Annotated in this window: 22 protein-coding genes; 13 read left to right on the top strand and 9 right to left on the bottom strand. The window is 60.4% G+C overall.

Features of this window, described 5'->3' with window-relative positions; all coding sequences use genetic code 11:
* Positions 1–124: 124 nt before the first annotated feature.
* The 9 genes from GFM02_RS03125 to ligD all read left to right on the top strand — a co-directional run bounded on the left by GFM02_RS03125 (position 125) and on the right by ligD (position 9,023).
* Entirely contained in the window at positions 125–481 is a 357-nt protein-coding gene (locus GFM02_RS03125) for a hypothetical protein (protein WP_168302507.1), read from the top strand.
* A 57-nt stretch (positions 482–538) separates the two neighbouring features.
* Positions 539–2,113: an FGGY-family carbohydrate kinase gene (locus GFM02_RS03120; protein WP_246792009.1), complete on the top strand. Its 1,575-nt coding sequence runs from the start codon at positions 539–541 to the stop codon at positions 2,111–2,113.
* 37 nt (positions 2,114–2,150) lie between these two features.
* On the top strand, positions 2,151–3,662 hold the full coding sequence (locus GFM02_RS03115) for a glycerol-3-phosphate dehydrogenase (RefSeq protein WP_168320756.1): 1,512 nt from the start codon (positions 2,151–2,153) through the stop codon (positions 3,660–3,662).
* Positions 3,663–3,673: 11 nt separating this feature from the next.
* Complete coding sequence (locus GFM02_RS03110; protein WP_168320755.1) at positions 3,674–4,606, top strand: sugar phosphate isomerase/epimerase family protein; 933 nt, start codon at positions 3,674–3,676, stop codon at positions 4,604–4,606.
* Positions 4,607–4,676: 70 nt separating this feature from the next.
* Positions 4,677–5,612: a sugar-binding transcriptional regulator gene (locus GFM02_RS03105; RefSeq protein ID WP_027686361.1), complete on the top strand. Its 936-nt coding sequence runs from the start codon at positions 4,677–4,679 to the stop codon at positions 5,610–5,612.
* 99 nt (positions 5,613–5,711) lie between these two features.
* Positions 5,712–6,488 carry a DeoR/GlpR family DNA-binding transcription regulator gene (locus GFM02_RS03100; protein ID WP_168320754.1) on the top strand — a complete coding sequence of 259 codons (777 nt, stop codon included), beginning with the start codon at positions 5,712–5,714 and terminating at the stop codon, positions 6,486–6,488.
* Positions 6,485–7,255 (top strand): triose-phosphate isomerase, encoded by a 771-nt coding sequence (locus GFM02_RS03095; RefSeq protein ID WP_168320753.1) that lies wholly within the window; start codon positions 6,485–6,487, stop codon positions 7,253–7,255. Before GFM02_RS03100 ends, GFM02_RS03095 begins: the two co-directional genes overlap by 4 nt.
* Before the next feature lie 11 nt (positions 7,256–7,266).
* Entirely contained in the window at positions 7,267–7,722 is a 456-nt protein-coding gene (locus GFM02_RS03090) for an RpiB/LacA/LacB family sugar-phosphate isomerase (protein ID WP_003562478.1), read from the top strand.
* A 260-nt stretch (positions 7,723–7,982) separates the two neighbouring features.
* The gene (gene ligD / locus GFM02_RS03085; protein WP_168320752.1) at positions 7,983–9,023 is read left to right on the top strand and encodes a non-homologous end-joining DNA ligase; all 1,041 of its coding nucleotides are present in this window, start codon (positions 7,983–7,985) and stop codon (positions 9,021–9,023) included.
* Between the two features lie 30 nt (positions 9,024–9,053).
* Here the strand turns inward: ligD and GFM02_RS03080 are convergent, their stop codons facing one another.
* The 6 genes from GFM02_RS03080 to GFM02_RS03055 are packed head-to-tail and all read right to left on the bottom strand — an operon-like array spanning position 9,054 to position 14,099.
* Positions 9,054–9,350 carry a YciI family protein gene (locus GFM02_RS03080; RefSeq protein WP_168320751.1) on the bottom strand — a complete coding sequence of 99 codons (297 nt, stop codon included), beginning with the start codon at positions 9,348–9,350 and terminating at the stop codon, positions 9,054–9,056.
* 3 nt (positions 9,351–9,353) lie between these two features.
* Complete coding sequence (locus GFM02_RS03075) at positions 9,354–10,208, bottom strand: dioxygenase (protein ID WP_168320750.1); 855 nt, start codon at positions 10,206–10,208, stop codon at positions 9,354–9,356.
* 20 nt (positions 10,209–10,228) lie between these two features.
* Positions 10,229–11,287: a maleylacetate reductase gene (locus tag GFM02_RS03070; protein WP_168320749.1), complete on the bottom strand. Its 1,059-nt coding sequence runs from the start codon at positions 11,285–11,287 to the stop codon at positions 10,229–10,231.
* Between the two features lies 1 nt (position 11,288).
* Positions 11,289–12,269: a gamma-resorcylate decarboxylase gene (gene tsdA, locus GFM02_RS03065; RefSeq protein ID WP_168267520.1), complete on the bottom strand. Its 981-nt coding sequence runs from the start codon at positions 12,267–12,269 to the stop codon at positions 11,289–11,291.
* Between the two features lie 47 nt (positions 12,270–12,316).
* Positions 12,317–13,549 (bottom strand): flavin-dependent monooxygenase, encoded by a 1,233-nt coding sequence (locus tag GFM02_RS03060; protein WP_168320748.1) that lies wholly within the window; start codon positions 13,547–13,549, stop codon positions 12,317–12,319.
* A 10-nt stretch (positions 13,550–13,559) separates the two neighbouring features.
* Positions 13,560–14,099 carry a flavin reductase family protein gene (locus tag GFM02_RS03055; RefSeq protein ID WP_168320747.1) on the bottom strand — a complete coding sequence of 180 codons (540 nt, stop codon included), beginning with the start codon at positions 14,097–14,099 and terminating at the stop codon, positions 13,560–13,562.
* Positions 14,100–14,300: 201 nt separating this feature from the next.
* Here GFM02_RS03055 and GFM02_RS03050 point away from each other — a divergent pair, with 201 nt between their 5' ends.
* The 4 genes from GFM02_RS03050 (at position 14,301) to GFM02_RS03035 (ending at position 17,084) form a co-directional block, all read left to right on the top strand.
* Positions 14,301–14,753, top strand: a complete 453-nt coding sequence (locus GFM02_RS03050; RefSeq protein WP_029871602.1) for a MarR family winged helix-turn-helix transcriptional regulator — start codon at positions 14,301–14,303, stop codon at positions 14,751–14,753.
* 182 nt (positions 14,754–14,935) lie between these two features.
* The gene (locus GFM02_RS03045) at positions 14,936–16,237 is read left to right on the top strand and encodes an MFS transporter (protein WP_205930134.1); all 1,302 of its coding nucleotides are present in this window, start codon (positions 14,936–14,938) and stop codon (positions 16,235–16,237) included.
* Positions 16,238–16,414: 177 nt separating this feature from the next.
* A complete protein-coding gene (locus GFM02_RS03040) occupies positions 16,415–16,648 on the top strand; it encodes a BrnA antitoxin family protein (protein WP_168320745.1) in 234 nt (77 codons plus the stop codon).
* Between the two features lie 40 nt (positions 16,649–16,688).
* On the top strand, positions 16,689–17,084 hold the full coding sequence (locus GFM02_RS03035; protein ID WP_168320744.1) for a hypothetical protein: 396 nt from the start codon (positions 16,689–16,691) through the stop codon (positions 17,082–17,084).
* 100 nt (positions 17,085–17,184) lie between these two features.
* Here GFM02_RS03035 and GFM02_RS03030 read toward each other — a convergent pair whose 3' ends face one another.
* From GFM02_RS03030 to GFM02_RS03020, 3 genes are all read right to left on the bottom strand, one after another.
* A complete protein-coding gene (locus tag GFM02_RS03030) occupies positions 17,185–18,084 on the bottom strand; it encodes a carbohydrate ABC transporter permease (protein WP_027664323.1) in 900 nt (299 codons plus the stop codon).
* 40 nt (positions 18,085–18,124) lie between these two features.
* The gene (locus tag GFM02_RS03025) at positions 18,125–19,057 is read right to left on the bottom strand and encodes a carbohydrate ABC transporter permease (protein ID WP_130746611.1); all 933 of its coding nucleotides are present in this window, start codon (positions 19,055–19,057) and stop codon (positions 18,125–18,127) included.
* An 83-nt stretch (positions 19,058–19,140) separates the two neighbouring features.
* Entirely contained in the window at positions 19,141–20,445 is a 1,305-nt protein-coding gene (locus tag GFM02_RS03020) for an ABC transporter substrate-binding protein (protein ID WP_168320743.1), read from the bottom strand.
* Positions 20,446–20,493 lie beyond the last annotated feature (48 nt).

Below are 20,493 nucleotides of genomic sequence, written 5' to 3'. Positions count from 1 at the left end.
AATGATGTTATATATTTTATAAGCTGTCAACGGCACTTTCGCGGCAACTCGACTGAAATGCACGACCTCACATCTTGTTCATCACGCTGCGGCGCAGCAAAAAGCGACGGCAAATGCAGGCATTTTGACATTTGTCATTCAGCCGCCCAATGGCACCATCTATCTGTTTTTAATGCAATATGTAACAGATAGAGCATTGCGCGCGCTGCCGCTTTTGATGCCGCCCACCGCTGGCGCGGCGGCGCGGAAGCAAACTCCTTACTCTTTTATTTTAGCTGAAAAAAATTACATCGCTAGAAAAATCTTACTGGCATTGTGGTATCTTTATGTTATCTTTTCGAGCGAGCTTAGGGAGGTTTCGGCTGCGCGCCATCTGGGATTTGTCAAAGGCGGCGCGCTTGCCGTTGCCCGTGGAAGGGCCGAAGTTGGCAGCCGGATGCATCATCCCAGAGTGTTTAGGGATCGGGAGGACTTCAGATGAATTTGATGCGCATATTGCCCGCCGCGGCGCTTGCGGTGGTGGCGAGATAGGCCTGCGATGACATCGATCCAGAAGATCATCATTGGCATAGATGCCGGCACCTCGGTCATCAAGGCCGTTGCCTTCGATCTGTCCGGACGCCAGATTGCCACGGCCTCCGTTCGCAACCGATACATGACTGGAGACGAAGGCTCGGCAACGCAGTCGCTGGATCAGACCTGGCTCGATTGCGCTAGCGCGTTGCGTGGCCTCGGCGAAAAGGTCCCTGATCTTGCATCCCGCACAGCAGCCATCGCCGTCACCGGACAGGGCGACGGCACTTGGCTCGTCGGCCGCGGCAATAGGCCGGTCGCCGATGCCTGGCTATGGCTCGACGCGCGCGCCGCGCCGACGGTTACGGCACTCGCCGGCGGAACCCAGAACCGTGCCCGCTTCGAGGCGACGGGCACCGGCCTCAATACTTGCCAGCAGGGCGCGCAACTCGCCCATATGGACCGCTTCACGCCGGATCTTCTCGATCGGGCGGAGACGGCGCTGCACTGCAAGGACTGGCTCTATCTCAACCTCACAGGCGTGCGGGCGACCGATCCATCGGAGGCGAGTTTCACCTTCGGCAATTTCAGAACGCGCCAGTATGATGCAGTGGTGATCGACGCGCTCGGCCTTGACCACAGACGCAGGCTCCTGCCCGAAATCATCGACGGCAGCGAGATCAGCCACCCGCTGACATCGGAGGCGGCGAAGGCCTGCGGGCTTCTTGCCGGAACGCCGGTCTGCCTCGGTTATGTCGACATGGTGATGACGGCGCTTGGTGCAGGCGTGCGCAGCGGCGCTCGCAACGCCGCCTGCTCGACGATCGGCTCGACCGGCGTGCACTTGCGCGCCAAGTCCGTTGCCGACGTTCAGCTCAATCGTGAGGGCACCGGCTATGTGATCGCCCTGCCCATCCCCGGCATCGTCACCCAGGTCCAGACGAATATGGGCGCGACGATCAACATCGACTGGATCCTCGATGTCGCCGCCTATCTCATGGCCGAGGCAGGCAAGCCTGCTTCGCATGCAGATCTCATTGCGCGCATCGACGGCTGGTTTGCAGAAAGCCGACCGGGGTCGGTGCTTTATCATCCCTACATTTCCGAAGCGGGCGAACGTGGGCCTTTCGTCAACGCCAATGCGCGCGCGGGCTTCACCGGGCTTTCGATGCGTCACGGCTTCCCCGACCTGCTGCGCAGCGTGATCGAGGGGTTGGGTCTTGCCACCCGCGACTGCTACGCGGCGATGGGTGCGATGCCCGAAGAACTGCGGGTCACGGGCGGCGCAATACGCTCCGTCGCCCTTCGCCGTTCACTCTCGGCCGCCGTCAACGCACCGATCCGCCAGTCGCGCCGCGAGGAGACGGGGGCGGCCGGCGTGGCGATGATGGCCGCGGTGGCTGTCGGCGTCTATTCCAGCATGGACGATTGCATTGCCGACTGGGTGACGCCGCTGCTCGGCGATCCGGAAACACCGGATGCCAGCGAGGCCCACCGATTCGACCGGCTTTTTTCTGCCTACACCGATGTACGCCAGGCAATGGCGCCCGCCTGGGACAAGCTCGCCGAAGCCGCAACGACATCGCCGGTGGGCGAGTAATCAAGTTCTGATGCAGCACGCATCGAAGGAGTACGACATGACTGAACCCGAACTCCTGGATCTCTTCGTCATCGGCGGAGGCATCAACGGCGCGGGGATAGCACGCGATGCCGCGGGCCGCGGCTTGAAGGTCGTGCTGTGCGAAAAGGACGATCTGGCACAGGGAACGTCGTCGCGTTCGGGCAAGCTGGTGCATGGCGGTTTGCGTTACCTCGAATATTACGAATTCCGCTTGGTGCGTGAGGCGCTGATCGAGCGTGAAGTGCTGCTCAATGCCGCGCCGCATATCATCTGGCCGATGCGCTTCGTCCTGCCGCATAGCCCAGAGGATCGCCCCGCATGGCTCGTGCGGCTCGGCCTCTTCCTCTATGATCATCTCGGCGGCCGCAAGAAGCTGCCCGGGACGCGCACGCTCAACCTGCTCCGCGACCCGGAAGGCACGCCGATCCTCGATCAATACACACGCGGTTTTGAATATTCCGATTGCTGGGTCGACGACGCCCGCCTCGTGACCTTGAATGCGGTCAGCGCAGCGGAAAACGGCGCCCTGGTGCTGACCCGCTCGCCCGCCGTGTCGGCCCGCCGCGAGAATGGCGGTTGGACCGTGGTCACCAAAAGCAACGCCACGGGAGAGACGCGAACCTTCCGTGCCAAATGTCTGGTGAACTGCGCCGGCCCCTGGGTAATGGACATCATCAATCGCGTCGCCGGATCGAATTCCGGCCGCAACGTCCGCCTCGTCAAGGGCAGCCACATCATCGTGCCGAAGTTCTGGGCCGGCGCCAATGCCTATCTTGTGCAGAACCACGACAAACGCGTCATTTTCATCAATCCCTATGAGGGCGACAAGGCGCTGATCGGGACAACCGATATCGCGTACGAAGGCCAGGCTGAGGATGTTGCCGCCGACGAGACGGAGATCGAGTATCTGCTCCAGGCGGTCAATCGCTACTTCAAGGAAAAGCTGCGTCGCCACGATGTGCTGCACAGCTTCTCCGGCGTGCGCCCGCTGTTTGACGACGGCAAGGGCAATCCGTCCGCCGTTACCCGCGACTATGTCTTCGATCTCGACGAGACAGGCGGCGCTCCGCTGCTCAACGTCTTCGGCGGCAAGATCACCACATTCCGCGAGCTCGCTGAACGCGGCATGCAGCGCCTGAAGCACATCTTCCCGAACATGGGAGGCGACTGGACGGGGAAAGCGCCGCTGCCGGGCGGCGAAATTCCGAATGCCGACTACGAGAGCTTCGCCAACAGCCTGCGCGATATCTATCCCTGGATGCCGCGTAAGCTCGTGCATCACTACGGCCGTCTCTATGGCGCCCGCGCCAGGAATGTGGTTGCCGGCGCGACTGGCATGGAAGGGCTTGGGCGGCATTTCGGCGGACAGCTCTACGAGGCCGAGGCCCGCTATCTCGTTGCCACGGAATGGGCCGAAACGGCCGACGACATCCTCTATCGCCGCACCAAACACTACCTCCATCTGAACGAAGCGGAGCGCGCGGCCTTTGGCGAGTGGTTTGCTTCAACCCGCCTTGCCGCCGCCTGAAGGACGCCGCCATGCCGCTGACCCTTTCGCTCAATACCAATCCGCTGGTGAACCGCTTCGCCGACCCAGACGACCTCATCGACACGGTTGCGCATGATTTGCGGATCCGCGACCTCCAGCTGACCCACGAGTTCATCAATCCGAGCTGGCAGGCGCCGGTGATTAGCCGTCTGACGCGCACGATGAGCGCTGCGCTGAAGCGCACCGGCGTACGGGTCACCTCGGGCATGACGGGCCCCTATGGGCGCCTCAATCATTTCGGACATCCGGATGCCGATGTCCGCCGCTACTACGTCGACTGGTTCAAGACCTTTGCCGACATTACCGCCGATCTCGGCGGCCATTCGGTCGGAACCCAATTTGCGATCTTCACCTACAAGGACTTCGACGATCCGGCCAGACGCGAGGAACTGATCAAGATCGCCATCGATTGTTGGGCTGATGTCGCCGAGCACGCGCGCGCTGCAGGCCTCTCCTACATGTTCTGGGAGCCGATGAGCATCGGCCGCGAGTTCGGCGAGACGATCGGCGCTTGCCTGTCGCTGCAGGAGCGGTTGACATCAGCCGGAATGGCCATTCCGATGTGGATGATGGCGGATATCGATCATGGCGACATCACCTCCGCCGATCCCGATGACTACGACCCCTATGCCTGGGCGCGCGCTGTCCCGCCGGTATCGCCGATCATCCACATCAAACAGAGCCTGATGGACAAGGGTGGGCACCGGCCCTTTACCGCCGAATTCAACGCCAAGGGCCGCATCCAGCCGGCACCGCTGCTCCAGGCGCTGGCCGAAGGTGGAGCAAAAGACAATGAAATCTGCCTGGAACTCTCCTTCAAGGAACGCGAGCCGAACGATCGCCAGGTCATCCCGCAGATCGCCGAAAGCGTCGCCTTCTGGGCGCCGCATGTCGACACCGGCGTCGCTGACTTGAACATCTGAGGCGGAGATCTTTAAAAGGCAGCACTGCGATACGGCGGAATCGCCGCATGCCATTCGAAAGGGAGCCGTGATGACGGACGCCGATGATACGCTTGCCGTGCGTGCTGCCTGGCTTCACTATGCCGGTGGCCTGACGCAGTCCGACGTTGCGCGCCGCCTCGGCGTGCCGTCGGTAAAGGCCCATCGCCTGATCGCCAGAGCGGTCGCCGATGGCGTCGTCAAAGTCACCATCGACGGGGATATCGTCGAATGCGTCGAGCTGGAGATGCGGCTTTCGGAACGGTTCGGGCTTCAATATTGCGAGGTCGCACCCGATCTCGGCGAGGAAGGCTTGCCGCTGCGTGCGCTCGGCCATGCCGGTGCCGGCTATCTCAAGCGCGAGATCGAGCGCGGCGACAATACGGTCATCGGCCTTGGTCATGGCCGCACGCTTTCCGCCGCCGTCCAATATATGCCGAGGGTGAGCGCGAAGAACCTGCGCTTTGTCTCGTTGCTTGGCGGGCTCACACGAAACTACGGCGCCAATCCCTATGACGTGATGCATCGCATCGCCGAAAAGACCGGTGCCCATGCCTATGTCATGCCGGTTCCCTTTTTCGCCAATACCGGCGAGGACCGCGAAGTGCTGAAGGCGCAGCGTGCCGTCAAGGAGGTCTTCGATCTTGCCAACAATGCCGATCTGAAGCTCGTCGGCCTTGGAACTGTCGATGCCGAGGCGCAGCTCGTTTTGTCCGGCATGGTCGAGCCCGGTGAAATCGACGACATCGCTGCCGCAGGCGGCGTCGGCGAAATCCTCGGTCATTTTTTCGACGCCGACGGCCATATCCTCGACACCGCGCTGACGGCGCGCACGCTCTCCGCGTCTTTTCCCAAGACCAAGAAAGAGCGGCTCGTGGCGCTGGCGGGCGGACAGTCGAAAGTGCCGGCCATCCGGGCAATTCTGAATAGCCGCCGTCTTTTCGGGCTGATCACCGACGAGCGAACCGCCCAGGCACTGCTGAAGTAACGATCGAAAGCAACAACATTTGATCGCAAAATAACATGATAAATGTTGATTATCACGCATATTCCGTTATCTTACATCAAACGAGGGTGGAGATCGGGGATGAGGCGGGAAGAGCGGCAGCAGTTGATCGTCAACCTGCTCGTCGAAAACAAGACCGTCGATCTCGACGACCTTGCCGATCGCTTCAGCGTGTCAAAGATGACGATCCATCGCGATCTCGACGATCTCGAGCAGGCGGGCGTCCTGCGTAAGGTTCGCGGCGGCGCGACCATTGATGCCGGAACGCAGTTCGAAAGCGACTTCCGCATTCGCGAGCGCCAGGGCAACGAGGCCAAGCTGGCAATGGCTGAGACCGCGCTGGAGCTGGTCGAGCCGGGGATGACGGTGATGGTAAACGACGGCTCGATGGCGGCCGTGCTCGGCGAAATGCTGCTGCAGAAGCGGCCGCTGACCTTGATCACCAACAATGCGGCGATCATGGAGCGGCTGAAAGGCGAAACCGGCATCACGCTGATCGCGCTTGGCGGCATCTACTCGGCGAAATTCAACGCCTATCTCGGCGTTGTCACCGAGGAGGCGCTGTCGCGGCTGAGAGCCGACATCGCCTTCATTTCGACACCCGCCGTCAGCGGCGGGCGCGCCTATCACATGGACGATAACGTCGTGCGCGCCAAGCGGGCTATGATCGCGTCGTCGACCAGGACGTGCCTTCTGGTCAATCATCAGCGCATCGGCCACACCGCCCTGCATGTCATGGCGGATCTGGCCGATTTCGACGCGATTATCACTGACAGCGCACCGGATGCTGCTGTCCTGGAGGAATTCGAGCAGGCGGGCATTACGCTCACCATCGCATCAACGCAGGATCCGACATGACCGAAAAGCCGCGCTTCTGGATTGGCACCAGCTGGAAGATGAACAAGACGCTTGCTGAAGCCGAGCAATTCGCGCACGGTCTCGAAGCCGCCGATGGCGCGCGTGACCCACGCATCCAGCGCTTCGTGATTCCATCTTTCACGGCCGTGCGCGAGGTCAAGGCGATGCTTGCCAAGACCTCGGTGAAGGTCGGCGCGCAGAACATGCATTGGGCCGACCAGGGCGCGTGGACCGGCGAAGTCTCGCCGGTCATGCTGAAAGACTGCAATCTCGATCTCGTCGAGCTCGGTCATTCCGAGCGGCGCGAACATTTTGGAGAGACCGACGAGACTGTGGGGCTGAAGACCGAAGCAGCCGTTCGCCACGGCCTCATTCCACTGATCTGCATTGGCGAGACGCTTTCCGACCGCGAAAGCGGAAAGGCCGCCGACATCCTCGCAAGCCAGGTGCGCGGCGCGCTTTCGAAACTTTCGGGCGCCCAGAAAAGCGCCGAAATCCTCCTGGCCTACGAGCCAGTCTGGGCGATCGGCGAGAAGGGTATTCCGGCGACCGCGGATTATGCAGATGCGCGCCAGTCTGAAATCATCGCCGTTGCCGAAGCTGTGCTGGGCCGGAAGATCCCCTGCCTTTATGGGGGGTCGGTCAACCCGCAGAACTGCGAAGAACTGATCTCGAGCCCGCATATCGACGGGCTCTTCATCGGCCGTTCGGCCTGGGATGTCGAAGGTTACCTCGACATCCTGGCCAGATGCGCCGCCAAACTCTGAGGAGAAAGACAATGAAGCTTGCCATTGCAGGAGACAGCGCCGGCGAAGGCCTTGCCAAGGTTCTGGCCGACCATTTGAAGGACCGCTTCGACGTGTATGAAGTCTCGCGGACGAGCGCCGGTGCCGATCCTTTCTACGCCAACCTCTCGGACCGCGTCGCCTCAGGCGTCATCGACGGCACCTACGACAAGGCGATCCTCGTTTGCGGCACCGGCATCGGCGTCTGCATCTCGGCCAACAAGGTTCCGGGCATCCGCGCCGCCCTGACGCACGACACCTATTCTGCCGAGCGTGCAGCACTTTCCAACAATGCGCAGATCATCACCATGGGAGCCCGCGTCATCGGAACCGAGCTTGCAAAGTCGATCGCTGATGCATTTCTTGCCCAGACCTTCGACGAGAACGGCCGGTCTGCCGGTAACGTCAAGGCCATGGATGATCTCGACGCAAAGTACAGCGCCCGTTGAAAAATGCTGGCGGTGATGTCGGGCCGCGTTAGGTCTTTGAATTGAGATTCGTTTCGACTCGGAACAATCGGCCGGGTGATTCGGTTGAGTCGCGTTGTTGCCATCGACGCGAAGAAGAAGCAGATGAAAAAGCCGAGCAGGGCAAAGCCCAAGACCAGGGAAAAGCAAGAGCCGGCAGCGGGCAATGTCATCAGAATCATGAGTGCTCGGCGCAAGCCGGTCGAAGTGGAAAACCGCTCGGGGAGGCGTCAGACTTAATCATGAAGCGCCCGCGCCGCCCATTGCCCTTGCTCGATGAATCTCACTCAACGCTGCAGTCTCGTCCGATCCGCAAGCGCGATCCTGACCAGCCCAGTCTGCCCTTCGATCCTATGCCGTCGCGCGTCGAGCCCTGCCTCACACTGCTGAAGCCGACTGTGCCCGTGGGGCCGGATTGGCTCTATGAGGTGAAGCTGGATGGCTATCGATTGGCAATCCACATCGAGCCGAAGGGCGTGCGGGTCATCACCCGCGGCGGCCATGACTGGACCCACCGCTTCCCCACCATCGCCGCCGCAGCGAAAGAGCTTGGCGTAACGACCGCCATTCTCGATGGCGAGGCCGTTGTACTCGATGATCACGGCCGCTCGGATTTCGGCGCCCTGCAGCGTTCGCTCGGCGGGCGGGGCGGCAACCGCGTATCGGCCGAGTCGATCCTCGTCGCCTTCGACCTTCTCTATCTCGATGGACACGATCTGACCGGCACCGAGCTTGAGGTACGCCGGCACCTGCTTGAAGACCTGATACCGGACGGCGACGATCAGGCGATCCGCCTCTCCGAGGAGATAGAGCTGCCGGCCGAAGAACTCCTCGAGTACGCCTGCCATCGTCATCTGGAAGGCATCATCGCCAAGCATCGCGACCGGCCCTACGGCAGTGGCCGCACGGGCGACTGGCTGAAGATCAAATGCGTCCAGAGCGAGAGCTTCATGATCGTCGGTTACGAGCAGTCCGCATCCGCCCGCGGCGGCATCGGCAGGCTGCTGCTGGCCGGCAGACGAGGGCTCGACTGGATTTACGTTGGCTCCGTCGGAACCGGTTTCCGTGCCAGCGATGCTGAATACCTGAAAAAGACGCTGGACCGGTTGAAGACGAGCCGGCCGGTTGTTCCGCTGAAGGGCAAGCGTCTCGTCCTCGTGCAGCCGACGCTGATCGCCGAGATCGAGTTTCGCGGCTGGACGGATGACGGCAATCTCCGCCATGCCTCGTACAAGGGACTGCGCGAGGTTCAGGACAACGCCGCGGTCTTCGATATGACCTAAAATCATCCTGTTCTAAGGTCAAAACACCGATCAGAGACTCTCCAGAAGCAGCCCAAAACTGGGCCGCCATTCGAATATGTCGACGCTCGCGTAAACGCCGGAGCGGACGAAGGGGTCTCCTGCGCTGAACGCCTCGAACTCGACGAGCGTTTCGATTTCTGCGATCACGATTGCGGTGGAACCCTTGCCCTCCGCCGGCGGCGCGGAAGGCCCGGACAGCAGGATGCGGATCGCCGCGCCATGCAGATAGGCCTTGTGCTCCTCGAGCAATCTTGAGCGTTCGGCAGCCTTGCCGGGGTCGGATACCGCATAGCGGGCTACGATCATTGTCTATTCTCCGCGTCTATTCTCCACTGGCGTCAGCACGAAATCGAAATCGGAGCGCCAGATCGTCGGACGATCGACACGCTCGAAAGGCGCGACCAGGCTGTTTTTGACACCAAACACCGTATCGGATTCCAGATAGGGATCGTCGCCGACAAACGTGTGAGTTACGAGCTTCTGATAAGCTGAAGCGGTGATCAGGTAATGGGTATGGGCAGGACGGTAGGGATGGCGGCCGAGGGACGTCAACATCTGGCCGACCGGGCCGTCATCCGGGATCGGATAGGAAACCGGCTTTATGCCGACGAAGCTATAGGCGCCATCTGCGCCGGTGACGAAAATGCCCCGGTTGTTCCACTTTGGCTGGATATCCGGCTGCTGGACGTCGTAGAAGCCATCGGAATTATCCGACCATACGTCAATCCGGGCTCCCTCGATCGGATTGCCGTCAAGGTCCAGCACCCGCCCGATGAAGAGACAGCTCTCGCCCTTGCCGTCGAGCGAGATGTTTTCACCCATCTGCCGTACCGGCGCCCCTTCGACATGGAATGGTCCAAACACCGTATTTTCCGTGGCGCCTGGCGGGCGCCGGTTGTTGATCGCATCCACCAGCATTGACAAACCCAGCGTATCGCTGAGCAGGATGAACTCCTGCCGCTCATCATGGCAGAGATGGCCGGTACGGGTCAGGAAGCCGATGGCCAGCTCCCATTCCTCCTGGGTCAGGCTGATATCCTTGGCAAAGGCATGCAGGTGTTTGACAAGCGACGCCATGACTTCGGCCAGGCGCGGATCAACGTCCTGCCCCATCCGCGAGTTGACGGCTTCCACGGATCTCTCTTCGGTGAAATATTCAGGCACGTGGCCATCCTCCTAAGGCATTAACGCGGCCGCGCGCCCTCCCAGGCGCTTTGCAACAAAGCCCGGATCGCTTTCCGTTCGATCGGGCGCGGGTTCCAGTAGGGGTTCCGGGCGGCGAGTTCCGCCGCATGATCCAGATCGGCTTCCTTCATACCCAGATCCCGCAGCGCCAGGGGGGCGCCGATCGAAGCGGCAAAATCATAAAGACCGCTGCCCAGCGAGCCGCCAAAAAGATCGGCGGCGGGCTTCAGCGCATCCGCTGCGGCTGCGGCGTTGTAGGCAGCAGAATGGGGAAGAATGACCGCGTGAGTTTCCGCATGCGGCAGGTCGAAGCTACCGCCCAGCGTATGGCAAAGCTTGTGATGCAGGGCCATGCCAACCGCTCCGAGCACCGTGCCGCACAGCCAGGAGCCGTAAAGCGCTTCGCTTCGCGGCTCGATGTCCCCAGGTGCATTGACGATTTGAGGCAAAGCCTGCTTCAGCGCGCGCAAGCCCTCGACCGCCATCATGGACGAAATTGGGTTGCGATCCTGCGCGTAGAGACCTTCGACCGCATGCGCCATCGCATTGAGCCCGCTGCTGACGCTGATGTTGACTGGCAATCCCAATGTCAATTCAGGGTCGTAGATCACCACTTCGGGCAGGATGCCGGACCCACGGACCGTCGTCTTCTGCCCGTTCTCTGTCTGGCCGAGGATCGGTGTAACCTCCGACCCGGCATAGGTCGTCGCCACCACGATTTGTGGCGCGTCGTTGCGATAGGCGATCGCCTTGCCGAGACCGATCGTCGATCCGCCGCCGATCGCGACGACGCAATCGGCGCCGGCTGCGTTGTATGCCGCCATCGCGCGCTCGGTCACATCGACCGGCGTATGCATCGTCGCATCGTGGAATAGTCCCGCCGCAAGCGAGCCGAGGGAAGCGGCGATCCGTTCAGCCTCCGCTTTCTGGTGCGGGGTCGAAAGGATCAGGGCGCGTTTGCCGCCCTGCCCTGCAATCGCCTCGGCGAGACGGTTCAAAGAACCGCTCCCGAATATCACCTGGGCCGCGCTGACCGTGTATCTGAAAGGTGCAACCATGCTATCGATCGAGTTTGAAGAGTGAAACCGCGTTGGTGCGACCGATCTTCAGCCGGTCGGCTTCGGAGATGGTCGTGCTGTCGAACCAGTTTGCAGCATGGTCGATGTTCTCGAATGGCCAGTCTGTCGAGAACAGAATTCGGTCCGCGCCGATTTCCAGCATAGCATCGATCAACGATTGCGTGCGGAAGTTCCCCGACGTCGTGATGTAGAAATTCTCGTTGAAATAATCGGCAATCGGGCGTTTGGCCGGATAGCTCTTTTCCACCTTGACCCACGCATTCCGGTTGTCGATGCGCCACATCATATATGGCAGCCCCTCGCCCATGTGACCAACGATGATCCGCAAAGCCGGATGGTCGTCAAACAGGCCGGATCCCATCAAGCGCAGCGCATGAACAGCGGTCTCCTGCGCGAACGCCCATGTCGGACCCATCAGCCAGGAATGGCCGGCATAGATCCGGCTATCCTGCGGCAGCGGGTTGCGCGGATGCAGATAGAAGGGAACGTTGAGTTTTTCGACTTCGGCCCAGAACGGACGGTATTGCGGCAGGTCGTAGTAGAGCGGCGTCGTTCCGTCGCCTTCCTGCGAGAAGCCATTGACCAGTGCGCCGACGAAACCCATCGTCGTCACGCAGCGCTGCAATTCCTGTGTTGCGGCATCCGGATCCTGCAGCGGCAAAGCTGCAAATCCGAGGAAACGGTTCGGGTTCTTGACGCATTGCTCCGCCAGAAAGTCGTTGGCGCGTCGGGAAATCTCCAGGGCCTTTGCCTTATCCGGGATCGCCTGCACGGCCGGAGCGTTCAGCGACAGGATCATCTTCTCGATGCCGTGGGCATCCATCAGCCGCAAACGCTTTTCCTGGATATCCAGAAGACGGGCGGACAGTTCGGTCCAGTAGTCGCCCGGCACGAATCCAGCCGAATCCTGCAGCGTCTCGGGAATGGCGAAATGTTCTTCAAGCGCGATCTTGCCTTGCACGATATGTTCTCTTTCCTGTCTTGAATCGAAATGCTGAGGATGGCGGATCAGAATTGTCCCTTGGGCGGAAGACCGAGCAGTTGCTGGCCGGCCATGGTGCCGACGGCATCCCAGTTCATGGAAATGTGGCGCCCGACGGCATTTGCATCGCGCCACGCCCGCTGGACGGGGTTGGACATCTGGAGGCCGAGGCCGCCTGTCGATGCATTGAGTGCTTCTACCGCCCGAAGGGCCAGGCTGACCGCAAAGGACTGGCTGCGGCGGGCAAGAATCCGATCTTCCTCGGTGATCTCGCCGGTGCCATCCTCGCGGGCCTGGGCTAGTTGCTGCGCCCGGGCAATATCGCGCAGAATGATTTCGCGGGCAGCATCCACGGATGCGGAGGCTTCCGCCACGCGAAGCTGGATCGTCGGAAACTCCGCGATCTTGTTGTTGCCACCGGCCACTGCACCACGTGTCACACGGGTCCCGATCTGGTCGATATAGCTATCCAGTGCGCCCTTGGCCGCACCGACGGCCGCGCTGCCGAGGCAGAACGGAACCCCCATGAGCAGCGGAATGTTGAAAAGCCCGATACCCTTGTAGCCACGTCCGCCCGGCGTTCTGCCGGAGGTCGCATCCGGAAAGCTCAGCATGCGGTAATCCGGAACGAAGACATCCTTGAGGATCAGGCTTTTTGAGCCGGTGCCCGCGAGGCCGACCACATCCCAGGTCTCGGCGATGGTATAGTCGTTGGCGGGAACCAGAAGGAACGCCGGCACAGGACGCTCCCCCTCGCCGTTCGGCGGAATGATCGCCGCACAGAGCGCCCATTGGGCATTTTCGCATCCGCTCGCAAAGGCCCAATCGCCGGATAGCCGGAAACCACCCTCGACACGTTCCGCCATACGGACCGGCGCATAGGAACCGCAGAGCAGCGCATCCGGATCGCTGCCCCACACCTCCTGCTGAACCCTTTCATCGAACATGGCAAGGAGCCATTGATGCGCGGAAAGGAGGCCGGCAACCCAGCCGGTGGAGGCGCAGGCCGACGATAGCTCGATATTTGCATCGACAAGCTCGGCAAAGGATCCTTCGTCGCCGCCGAAACGGGCCGGCTTGACGATATCGAAATAGCCGGCGGAGCGCAGCAGATCGATAGCGCGCGCCGGCACACGGCCGGATTTTTCGGTATCGCGCGCGCCGGCACGGATTTCGTCCAGCACCGGGGCGATGCGATCTGCAAGACATGCGGTCTTGACCCGCGCCGAGGCGGGAAACAGGGCGGCTGTATTGTTCATGGAACTACCTTCAGTTCTGGGATGCAGGAAGCGCGTGCTGTGGCGCGCAATATTTCGAATTCTCGTACATCAGCGCGATCGTGTTTTCGGAATGGCGTGTATCCACCACCTGCCCGATGAAGATCGTGTGCGTTCCATAGGGAACTGCGCCCATGCGGCGGCAGACAACCGAGGCATGAGCGGAATTCAGCACCATCATGCCGCGCTCATGGCGAACCCAATCGGCAGCGTCGAACCGACGCTCAGGCGCAATCTTGCCGCTGAAACCTTCCGATACGGCTGCCTGCCTGTCAGTCAGAATGCTGACTGCGAATTCCGGCACCTCGAGCAGCATGTCATGCAGGTAGGTGCGATTGTTCAGGCAGATGATGAGAGATGGCGGATCCATCGAAAGTGATGTGACGGCAGTTGCCGTCATTCCATGATCCGCACCGTTGCGACAGGCAGAAATGACTGTCACCGTCGCCGGGAAACGGCGCATGGTCAATCGAAACGCATCGCTGATCGGTGCAGGGGCCGGCGCTATGCCAAGGGCAGCAGTGGCAGACATGATTTCCTCCCGTGTCTCCTCAGCATCTAGATTATTGCATTTGCAACTATTGTCAATGCAAGTTTATAAATTGAGCGGGAAAATGCTTGCCTTACTCAGCCTTTCTCGACGGCTGAAAGCCAATCGTGTTGTCATTCCGGTCATTTAGGTGCATGTCGGAGAGAGCCCTCAGCAAGCAAAATCCCGCCAGCAGACAGAGACATGTACAAACTTACCGATTCCGTTCCTTATCTTCTCAATCGCGCCGGCGTGCGGATAGCCGAGGTATTCGCGCAGAGAATCGCCGAAGACAATCTCAGCGTGGCGATGTACCGGGTTCTGGCCATGCTCAAGGAGCGCCGGGAAAGCACCCTTGGAGATCTCGCCGACGTTGTCTCTGTCGAGATTTCGACGCTTTCGCGCCTCGTCGGCACACTGGCCAAGCGCAAGCTGGTGTCGAGAACACGTCCGGAAGATAATGGCCGTATCGTCATCGTAAGGCTGACCCCGCAGGGAGAGGCGCTGACGGAAAGGCTCATGCCGCTTGCCGTCGAGCTTGAACGCACCGCGGTTCAGGACATGTCGGACGAGGAGGTCGCAGCACTGAAGAAGGCGCTGCGCCGCATGCACAGCAACCTGCCTGCAATGTCCGGAAAGGGAAAAGTTGCGGGCTGAAAAGTTTGCAGTTGCAAATATTTTATTCGCAAGTATTTAATAGCGTGTCATCGTTGTCTTGACATAGCCCGTTTGCGGGTGAGTCTGGCGCTGGGAGGAACCACGCCGGCAACGATCCAGGAGGATTTGTACACGGATCGACGCGGACCTGCCGCTGGCAGGAGCGTACTTCCTGTACGCAAATGTATGGGGAGGGAACATTGGCCATACAAGATCTCGCTATTATCAACGAACGTGTTCGCAGCCCGAATATCATCATCGCCCTTTGCGGTCTGCTGATCCTGTTCGACGGCTATGACCTGATCGTTTACGGCGCAGTCGCGCCGGCGTTGCTCGGTGAAGCCAGCTGGGGCCTGACGCCGGGCATGGTCGGGCGCGCTGCCTCCATCACCCTGTTCGGTATGCTGCTGGGCGCGCTCATTGCCGGAACACTTGCTGACAGGATAGGTCGTCGCAAGGTCATCATCGGCAGTCTGCTGAGCTTTTCCGTGATGATGATCGGCAGCGGTCTTGCGCCGAACTTTCTCGCTTTCGAGGGAACACGCTTTCTCGCGGGCCTCGGCCTTGGCGCTCTTTTTCCGACGGTAACCGCTCTAATCATCGAGTTTTCTCCGCCGAAACGGAAGGCAATGGCCTATTCGATTGCTCTTCTCGGTTATCTGGCCGGCGGCATCATCTCGGGTATCCTCGGAATGCTGCTGATACAGAAATACGGATGGCGTCCACTGATGATCATCGGCGGTGCACCGATCCTGCTTCTGCCTTTCTTCATCCGCCTCATCCCCGAGTCCCCCGAATGGCTGGCAACGAAGAACCGCCAGACCGAAGCCAACCAAATCGCAAACCAGTACGGGCTGCCCAATCCCGTAGCCAGGCCCGTTGCGTCACGCCAGGTGGGCATCCGGTCGCTGTTTTCCGAAGGTCGCCTGCTGCCGACATTGAACGCATGGGGCATTCACTTCTGTTCGCTTCTGCTCACATTCGGCATGGTCAACTGGCTTCCGACCATCATGAACAAGATGGGCTATGACCTCGGTTCTGCCCTCCTCTTCTCCGTAACGCTCAATCTCGGAGCGGCCGTCGGCCTCCTGATCGGCGCAAGGATTGCCGACCGCGGAAATGTCAAAATAGTCGTGGCAGGAATGTTTCTTCTCGGTGCCTGCTCGATCTGGTTGCTGACGCAGGTGGATCAAGGCCTCCAGGTTTATGGTCTCGTCGCACTTGCCGGTACGGGAACGATCGGTACGCAGATCCTCGCCAACATTCTCGTTGGAAACCTCTATCCGGTCGAGATCCGTGGAACTGGCCTTGGCTTCTCGCTCGGCATCGGCCGTATCGGAGGCATGATAGGACCGGCGATCGGCGGTGCGGTTCTGGGTGCAGGCCTGGCTCCGCAGTGGAACTTCTACATCTTTGCATCCGTCGGAGTCTTGGGATGCGTCCTCGCGCTCATGACGTTGCTGTATCGCAAAAAGGCTGATTGACGACCAGATTGCCGGCAGGGCTGACATCCAGAACCTGCCGGCAATGGCTCCCGCACGCCGGCGGTCGAGCAGGTCGGCTAGATTGCCCTGATGAAACGAGCTAAATAGTCGACGAAGCAGCCGAGATCCCGTATGCCGCTCATATGTCGATCCGACAGGCAATAGAAAGTCATAACGATGGCAAGCTCGCCCCGCAGACCTGTCAATCCAATGGATGCTGCCGAAGCATTGTTCAAACCCGCGAAGAAGAAGCCGGAGCAAGCTGTTGAGCGGCCGGCGCTGCCGAATACAAAGGAGCTCGTTTCGCTCAAGATCGACAGTGATGTGCTTGCCTATTTCCAGGAAGATGGCCCTGGCTGGCAGGATCGGATCAACGATATATTGCGCGCCGCGATGAAGAACAGGCTCTGACCCTGTTGCACCGTCTTGTCCGCCACGGGTGGTCGTTGTGATGCCGAATGCACTGCACCGGCTTCTCCGCAGCGGCGTTGTCCATGTTCTCTTCGCCACTTTGGCAATGGGCAGCTGGGCGGTCTTCGCCAATCGCGCGCACGCCATGCCATTGCCGCTCTATGCCGGGCTTGTGCAGGGTACGATATCCGCCTGCCTGACGCTTTTCCTGAAATCTGTGATCGACTGGCTTTCCAAGCGTTTCGTCGGATCTGCGCGATTTTGGGCGCCGCCTTTCATTGCTTGTCTCGGCTCAGCCAGCATTCTCGTGGCAATCCATGCGGCGACCGGCACACCGGAAATACTCAAGACCATCGCATTTCCGCTGCTCGTATCGACGGGCTACGCGGCAATTTACAATTATTCGATCTCGGCAAGACGAGGTTTCGATACATGATGGGAAGGCACCCGATCTCATTTTGCGGACACTCCTCCTGCACACGATAACAAGCAGTCGCAACTGCTGCAGGAAGCAGGGGCGTGTCCGCGGAAGGCTGTCACTCCTTTACCGCGCCGGTCATCGATGAGACGTAGTAGTCGACGAAGAACGAGTAGAGGATGACCACCGGGAGCGAGCCGAACAGCGCGCCCGCCATCAGTGCCCCCCATTCGAAGACGTCGCCGCGCACCAGTTCGGTCAGCACGCCGACCGGGATGGTTTTGTTTTCCGAGGACTGGATGAAAGTCAGCGCATAGATGAATTCGTTCCAGGACAGCGTGAAGGCGAAAATGCCAGCTGAAATCAGCCCCGGCACGGCGAGCGGCAGAATGATCTTGGTGAGAATCTGCCATCTATTGGCGCCGTCCACCAGTGCGCTTTCTTCCAGCTCGAATGGGATCGAGCGGAAATAGCCCATCAGCAGCCAGGTGCAGAAGGGAATGAGGAAGGTCGGATAGGTGAAGATCAGTGCCAGCCGCGAGTCATAGATCCCGAGCTTGAAGACGATGAAGGCAAGCGGAATGAAGAGGATCGACGGCGGCACGAGATAGGCGAGGAAGATGACGAGGCCGACCGAACGGGAGCCTGTGAAGCGGACGCGCTCGATCGCATAGGCGCCGAAGACCGAGGCTACCAGCGAGAGAAAGGTGGAGCAAACCGCCACCAGCATCGTGTTCCACAGCCAGCCCGGGTAGGATGTCTCAAGGAACAGATATTTGATGTGCGCGAGCGTCGGTCCCACCACCCAGAAGGGGCTGTAATTGCTGTAGTCGGTCAGCTGCTCGTTCGGCTTCACCGCGGTGATTGCCATCCAGTAGAACGGGAAGAGCAGCACGACGACGAAGACGGCCATCGGCAGGTAGAGCATCACGATCCGCCGCGGCAGACGGTTCAGATAGCTCATGCCTTCGGCATTGTCGGTCACGACCTGATCGGCGGCGTTTGAATTTATCGACATCATCACTCTCCCTAACCCCAATTTGGCTCTAACCCTGGCCTTAATCCTGGCCGCCCTGTTGCCATTTGCGCCGTTGCAGGCCGAAGAAGCTGAACATGATGGCGCCGAGCAGGAAGGGCACCATGGCGACCGCGATTGCCGCACCCTCGCCGAGCTGACCGCCTGGAATGCCGCGCTGGAACGATAGCGTCGCCATCAGATGCGTCGCGTTGACAGGTCCCCCCTTGGTCAGCACGTAGATGAGCTGGAAATCGGTGAAGGTGAAGAGCACCGAAAACGTCATCACCACGGCGATGATCGGCGTCAGCATCGGCAGTGTCACATAGCGGAAACGCTGCCAGCTCGTGGCGCCGTCGAGCGAGGCGGCCTCCTGCAGCGATGCCGGAATGGTCTGCAGCCCCGCAAGCAGCGAGATCGCCACGAAGGGAATGCCGCGCCAGACATTGGCGATGATGACGGATATGCGCGCATTGATCGGGTCGCCGAGGAAGTTGATCGGTCCGCTGATCAGCCCCAGCTGCATCAGCGACCAGGAGATGATCGAAAATTGGGAATCGTAGATCCACCAGAAGGCCAGCGCCGAAAGCACCGTCGGCACGACCCAGGGAAGCAGCACGATGGCCCGGAAGAAGGATTTGAACGGCAGGTGCTGGTTGAGCAGCATCGCCAGCCAGAGGCCGAGCGCGAATTTTAGCACCGAGGCAACGGAGGTATAGAGAATGGTGTTGAAGACCGACAGCCAGAAGACGCTGTCGTCCATCAGGAACTGGTAGTTCTCCAGCCCGATGAAGATGCCGTCGCGGCCGATCCTCGTATCGGTGAAACCGAGCCAGACGCCGAGCCCCAGCGGATAGGTGAGAAAGCAGACGAGGAACACCGCCGCCGGCAACATGAACAGGAAGCCGAGCACATTGTTGTTCTGCAGGAGCGAAGAGATCGGCCCGCGTCTATCCTCCGAATTCACCATCGACATTGCTATCTCCCAGATTGCACTTGAACTCCCAGAGGATTTTGCGGCATGCCGAAGCCGGCATGCCGCTTGTTTTGAAGCGCGGCTCAGACGCGATAGTAGCGGTTTGCCCGCCGTTCAGCTTCCTTCATCGCATCTTCGGGCGACATCTGGCCGGTGACGGCGGCCGCATACATGTCGACCAGAACGTAGTCGGCCATGGTCGCTGCCGAGGCATAACCGAGTGGGCCGCCATAGCCGTTCGGGCGCAATTTTTCCGAGGCGCGCGCATAAGGCGCGTGGATCGGGTCGGAGGTCCAGATCGGGTTCTGGGCGAAAGCCTTGAGCGGCTGGCAGCAATAGGCGCTGGAGCCCTGGATCCAGGCATTCATCTGGTCGGCTTCCATCATGAACTTGATGTAGGCCTTCGCCGCTTCCGGATATTTGGTGTGCTTGAAGAGAAGCAGTGAGCTCGTCTGGAAAAGCTCGACGCTCTGGCCAACTGGGCCGACCGGGAAATTCGTCGTGCGGATGTCCTTGGCGATCTCGGCGAGCTTCGGGTCGTTCTTGGCCGTGTAATAGACCGAGACGCCGTTGGCGATCAGCGAAACCTGGCCGGCGAGGAAGGCCCGGTTGTTGTTGACGTCCTGCCAGCTTTCCGTGCCTGGAATGAAGGTCGCATAGAGCTCCTTGGCATAGTTGATCGACGCCAGCGTTTCCGGGCTGTTGATCGTCACCTTGCCGCCTTCGTCGACCATCTTGCCGCCGTGGCTCCAAAGCAGCCAATGGGCGTAGTTGTTGCCGTCGCCAACGGCCTTGCCGTGCGGGAAGCCTGCCGGCGTGCCCTTGGCTTTCATCGCCTTGCAAAGCTCAAGCAAGCCTGCCGTGTCTTTCGGGAATTCGCTGAAGCCGGCCGCCTTCACGTGAGTGTCGCGATAGACCACCGCATTGCCGATTGCGGCCAGCGGCATGGCGATGAATGTGTCGCCGCGCGCCGCATAGCCCTTCACACCGTCATACCAGCCGCCATATTTGTTGCCGAGATAGTTAGCGAGCTCGGTCAGGTCGACCAACTTGTCAGGATACTGGTGCGCGTCGTCGAACCAGCACATGATGAGGTCCGGGCCGGAACCGACATTGGCCGCGACGGCAGCCTTTGGGCGGATATCTTCCCAGCTTTCCTTGTCGATGCGCACCTCTACGCCGGTCGCGTCTGTGAATTTCTTGGTGTTTGCAATCCAGGCCTCCTCGTCGCCCTTGACGAAGGGTGTCCAGCGCAACAGCCGCAGGCTGGCGCCGCTTTCCGGTGTATAGGTCGGTTCGGCCTGCGCGAAGGTCGGCCGGATGCCGAGGCCGGCGGCGCCGGCAACGGCAGCCGAGGCGGCAAGAAAGTCACGTCTCTTAAAACTCATGATATTCCTCCTCTTCAAAAAAGCGGGTGCGAACTCCCCGACGTTCAC

Source organism: Rhizobium leguminosarum bv. viciae (assembly GCF_012276115.1).
Taxonomy (GTDB): Bacteria; Pseudomonadota; Alphaproteobacteria; order Rhizobiales; family Rhizobiaceae; genus Rhizobium; species Rhizobium leguminosarum_T.
This window is presented reverse-complemented; position numbering and strand designations above follow the sequence as displayed.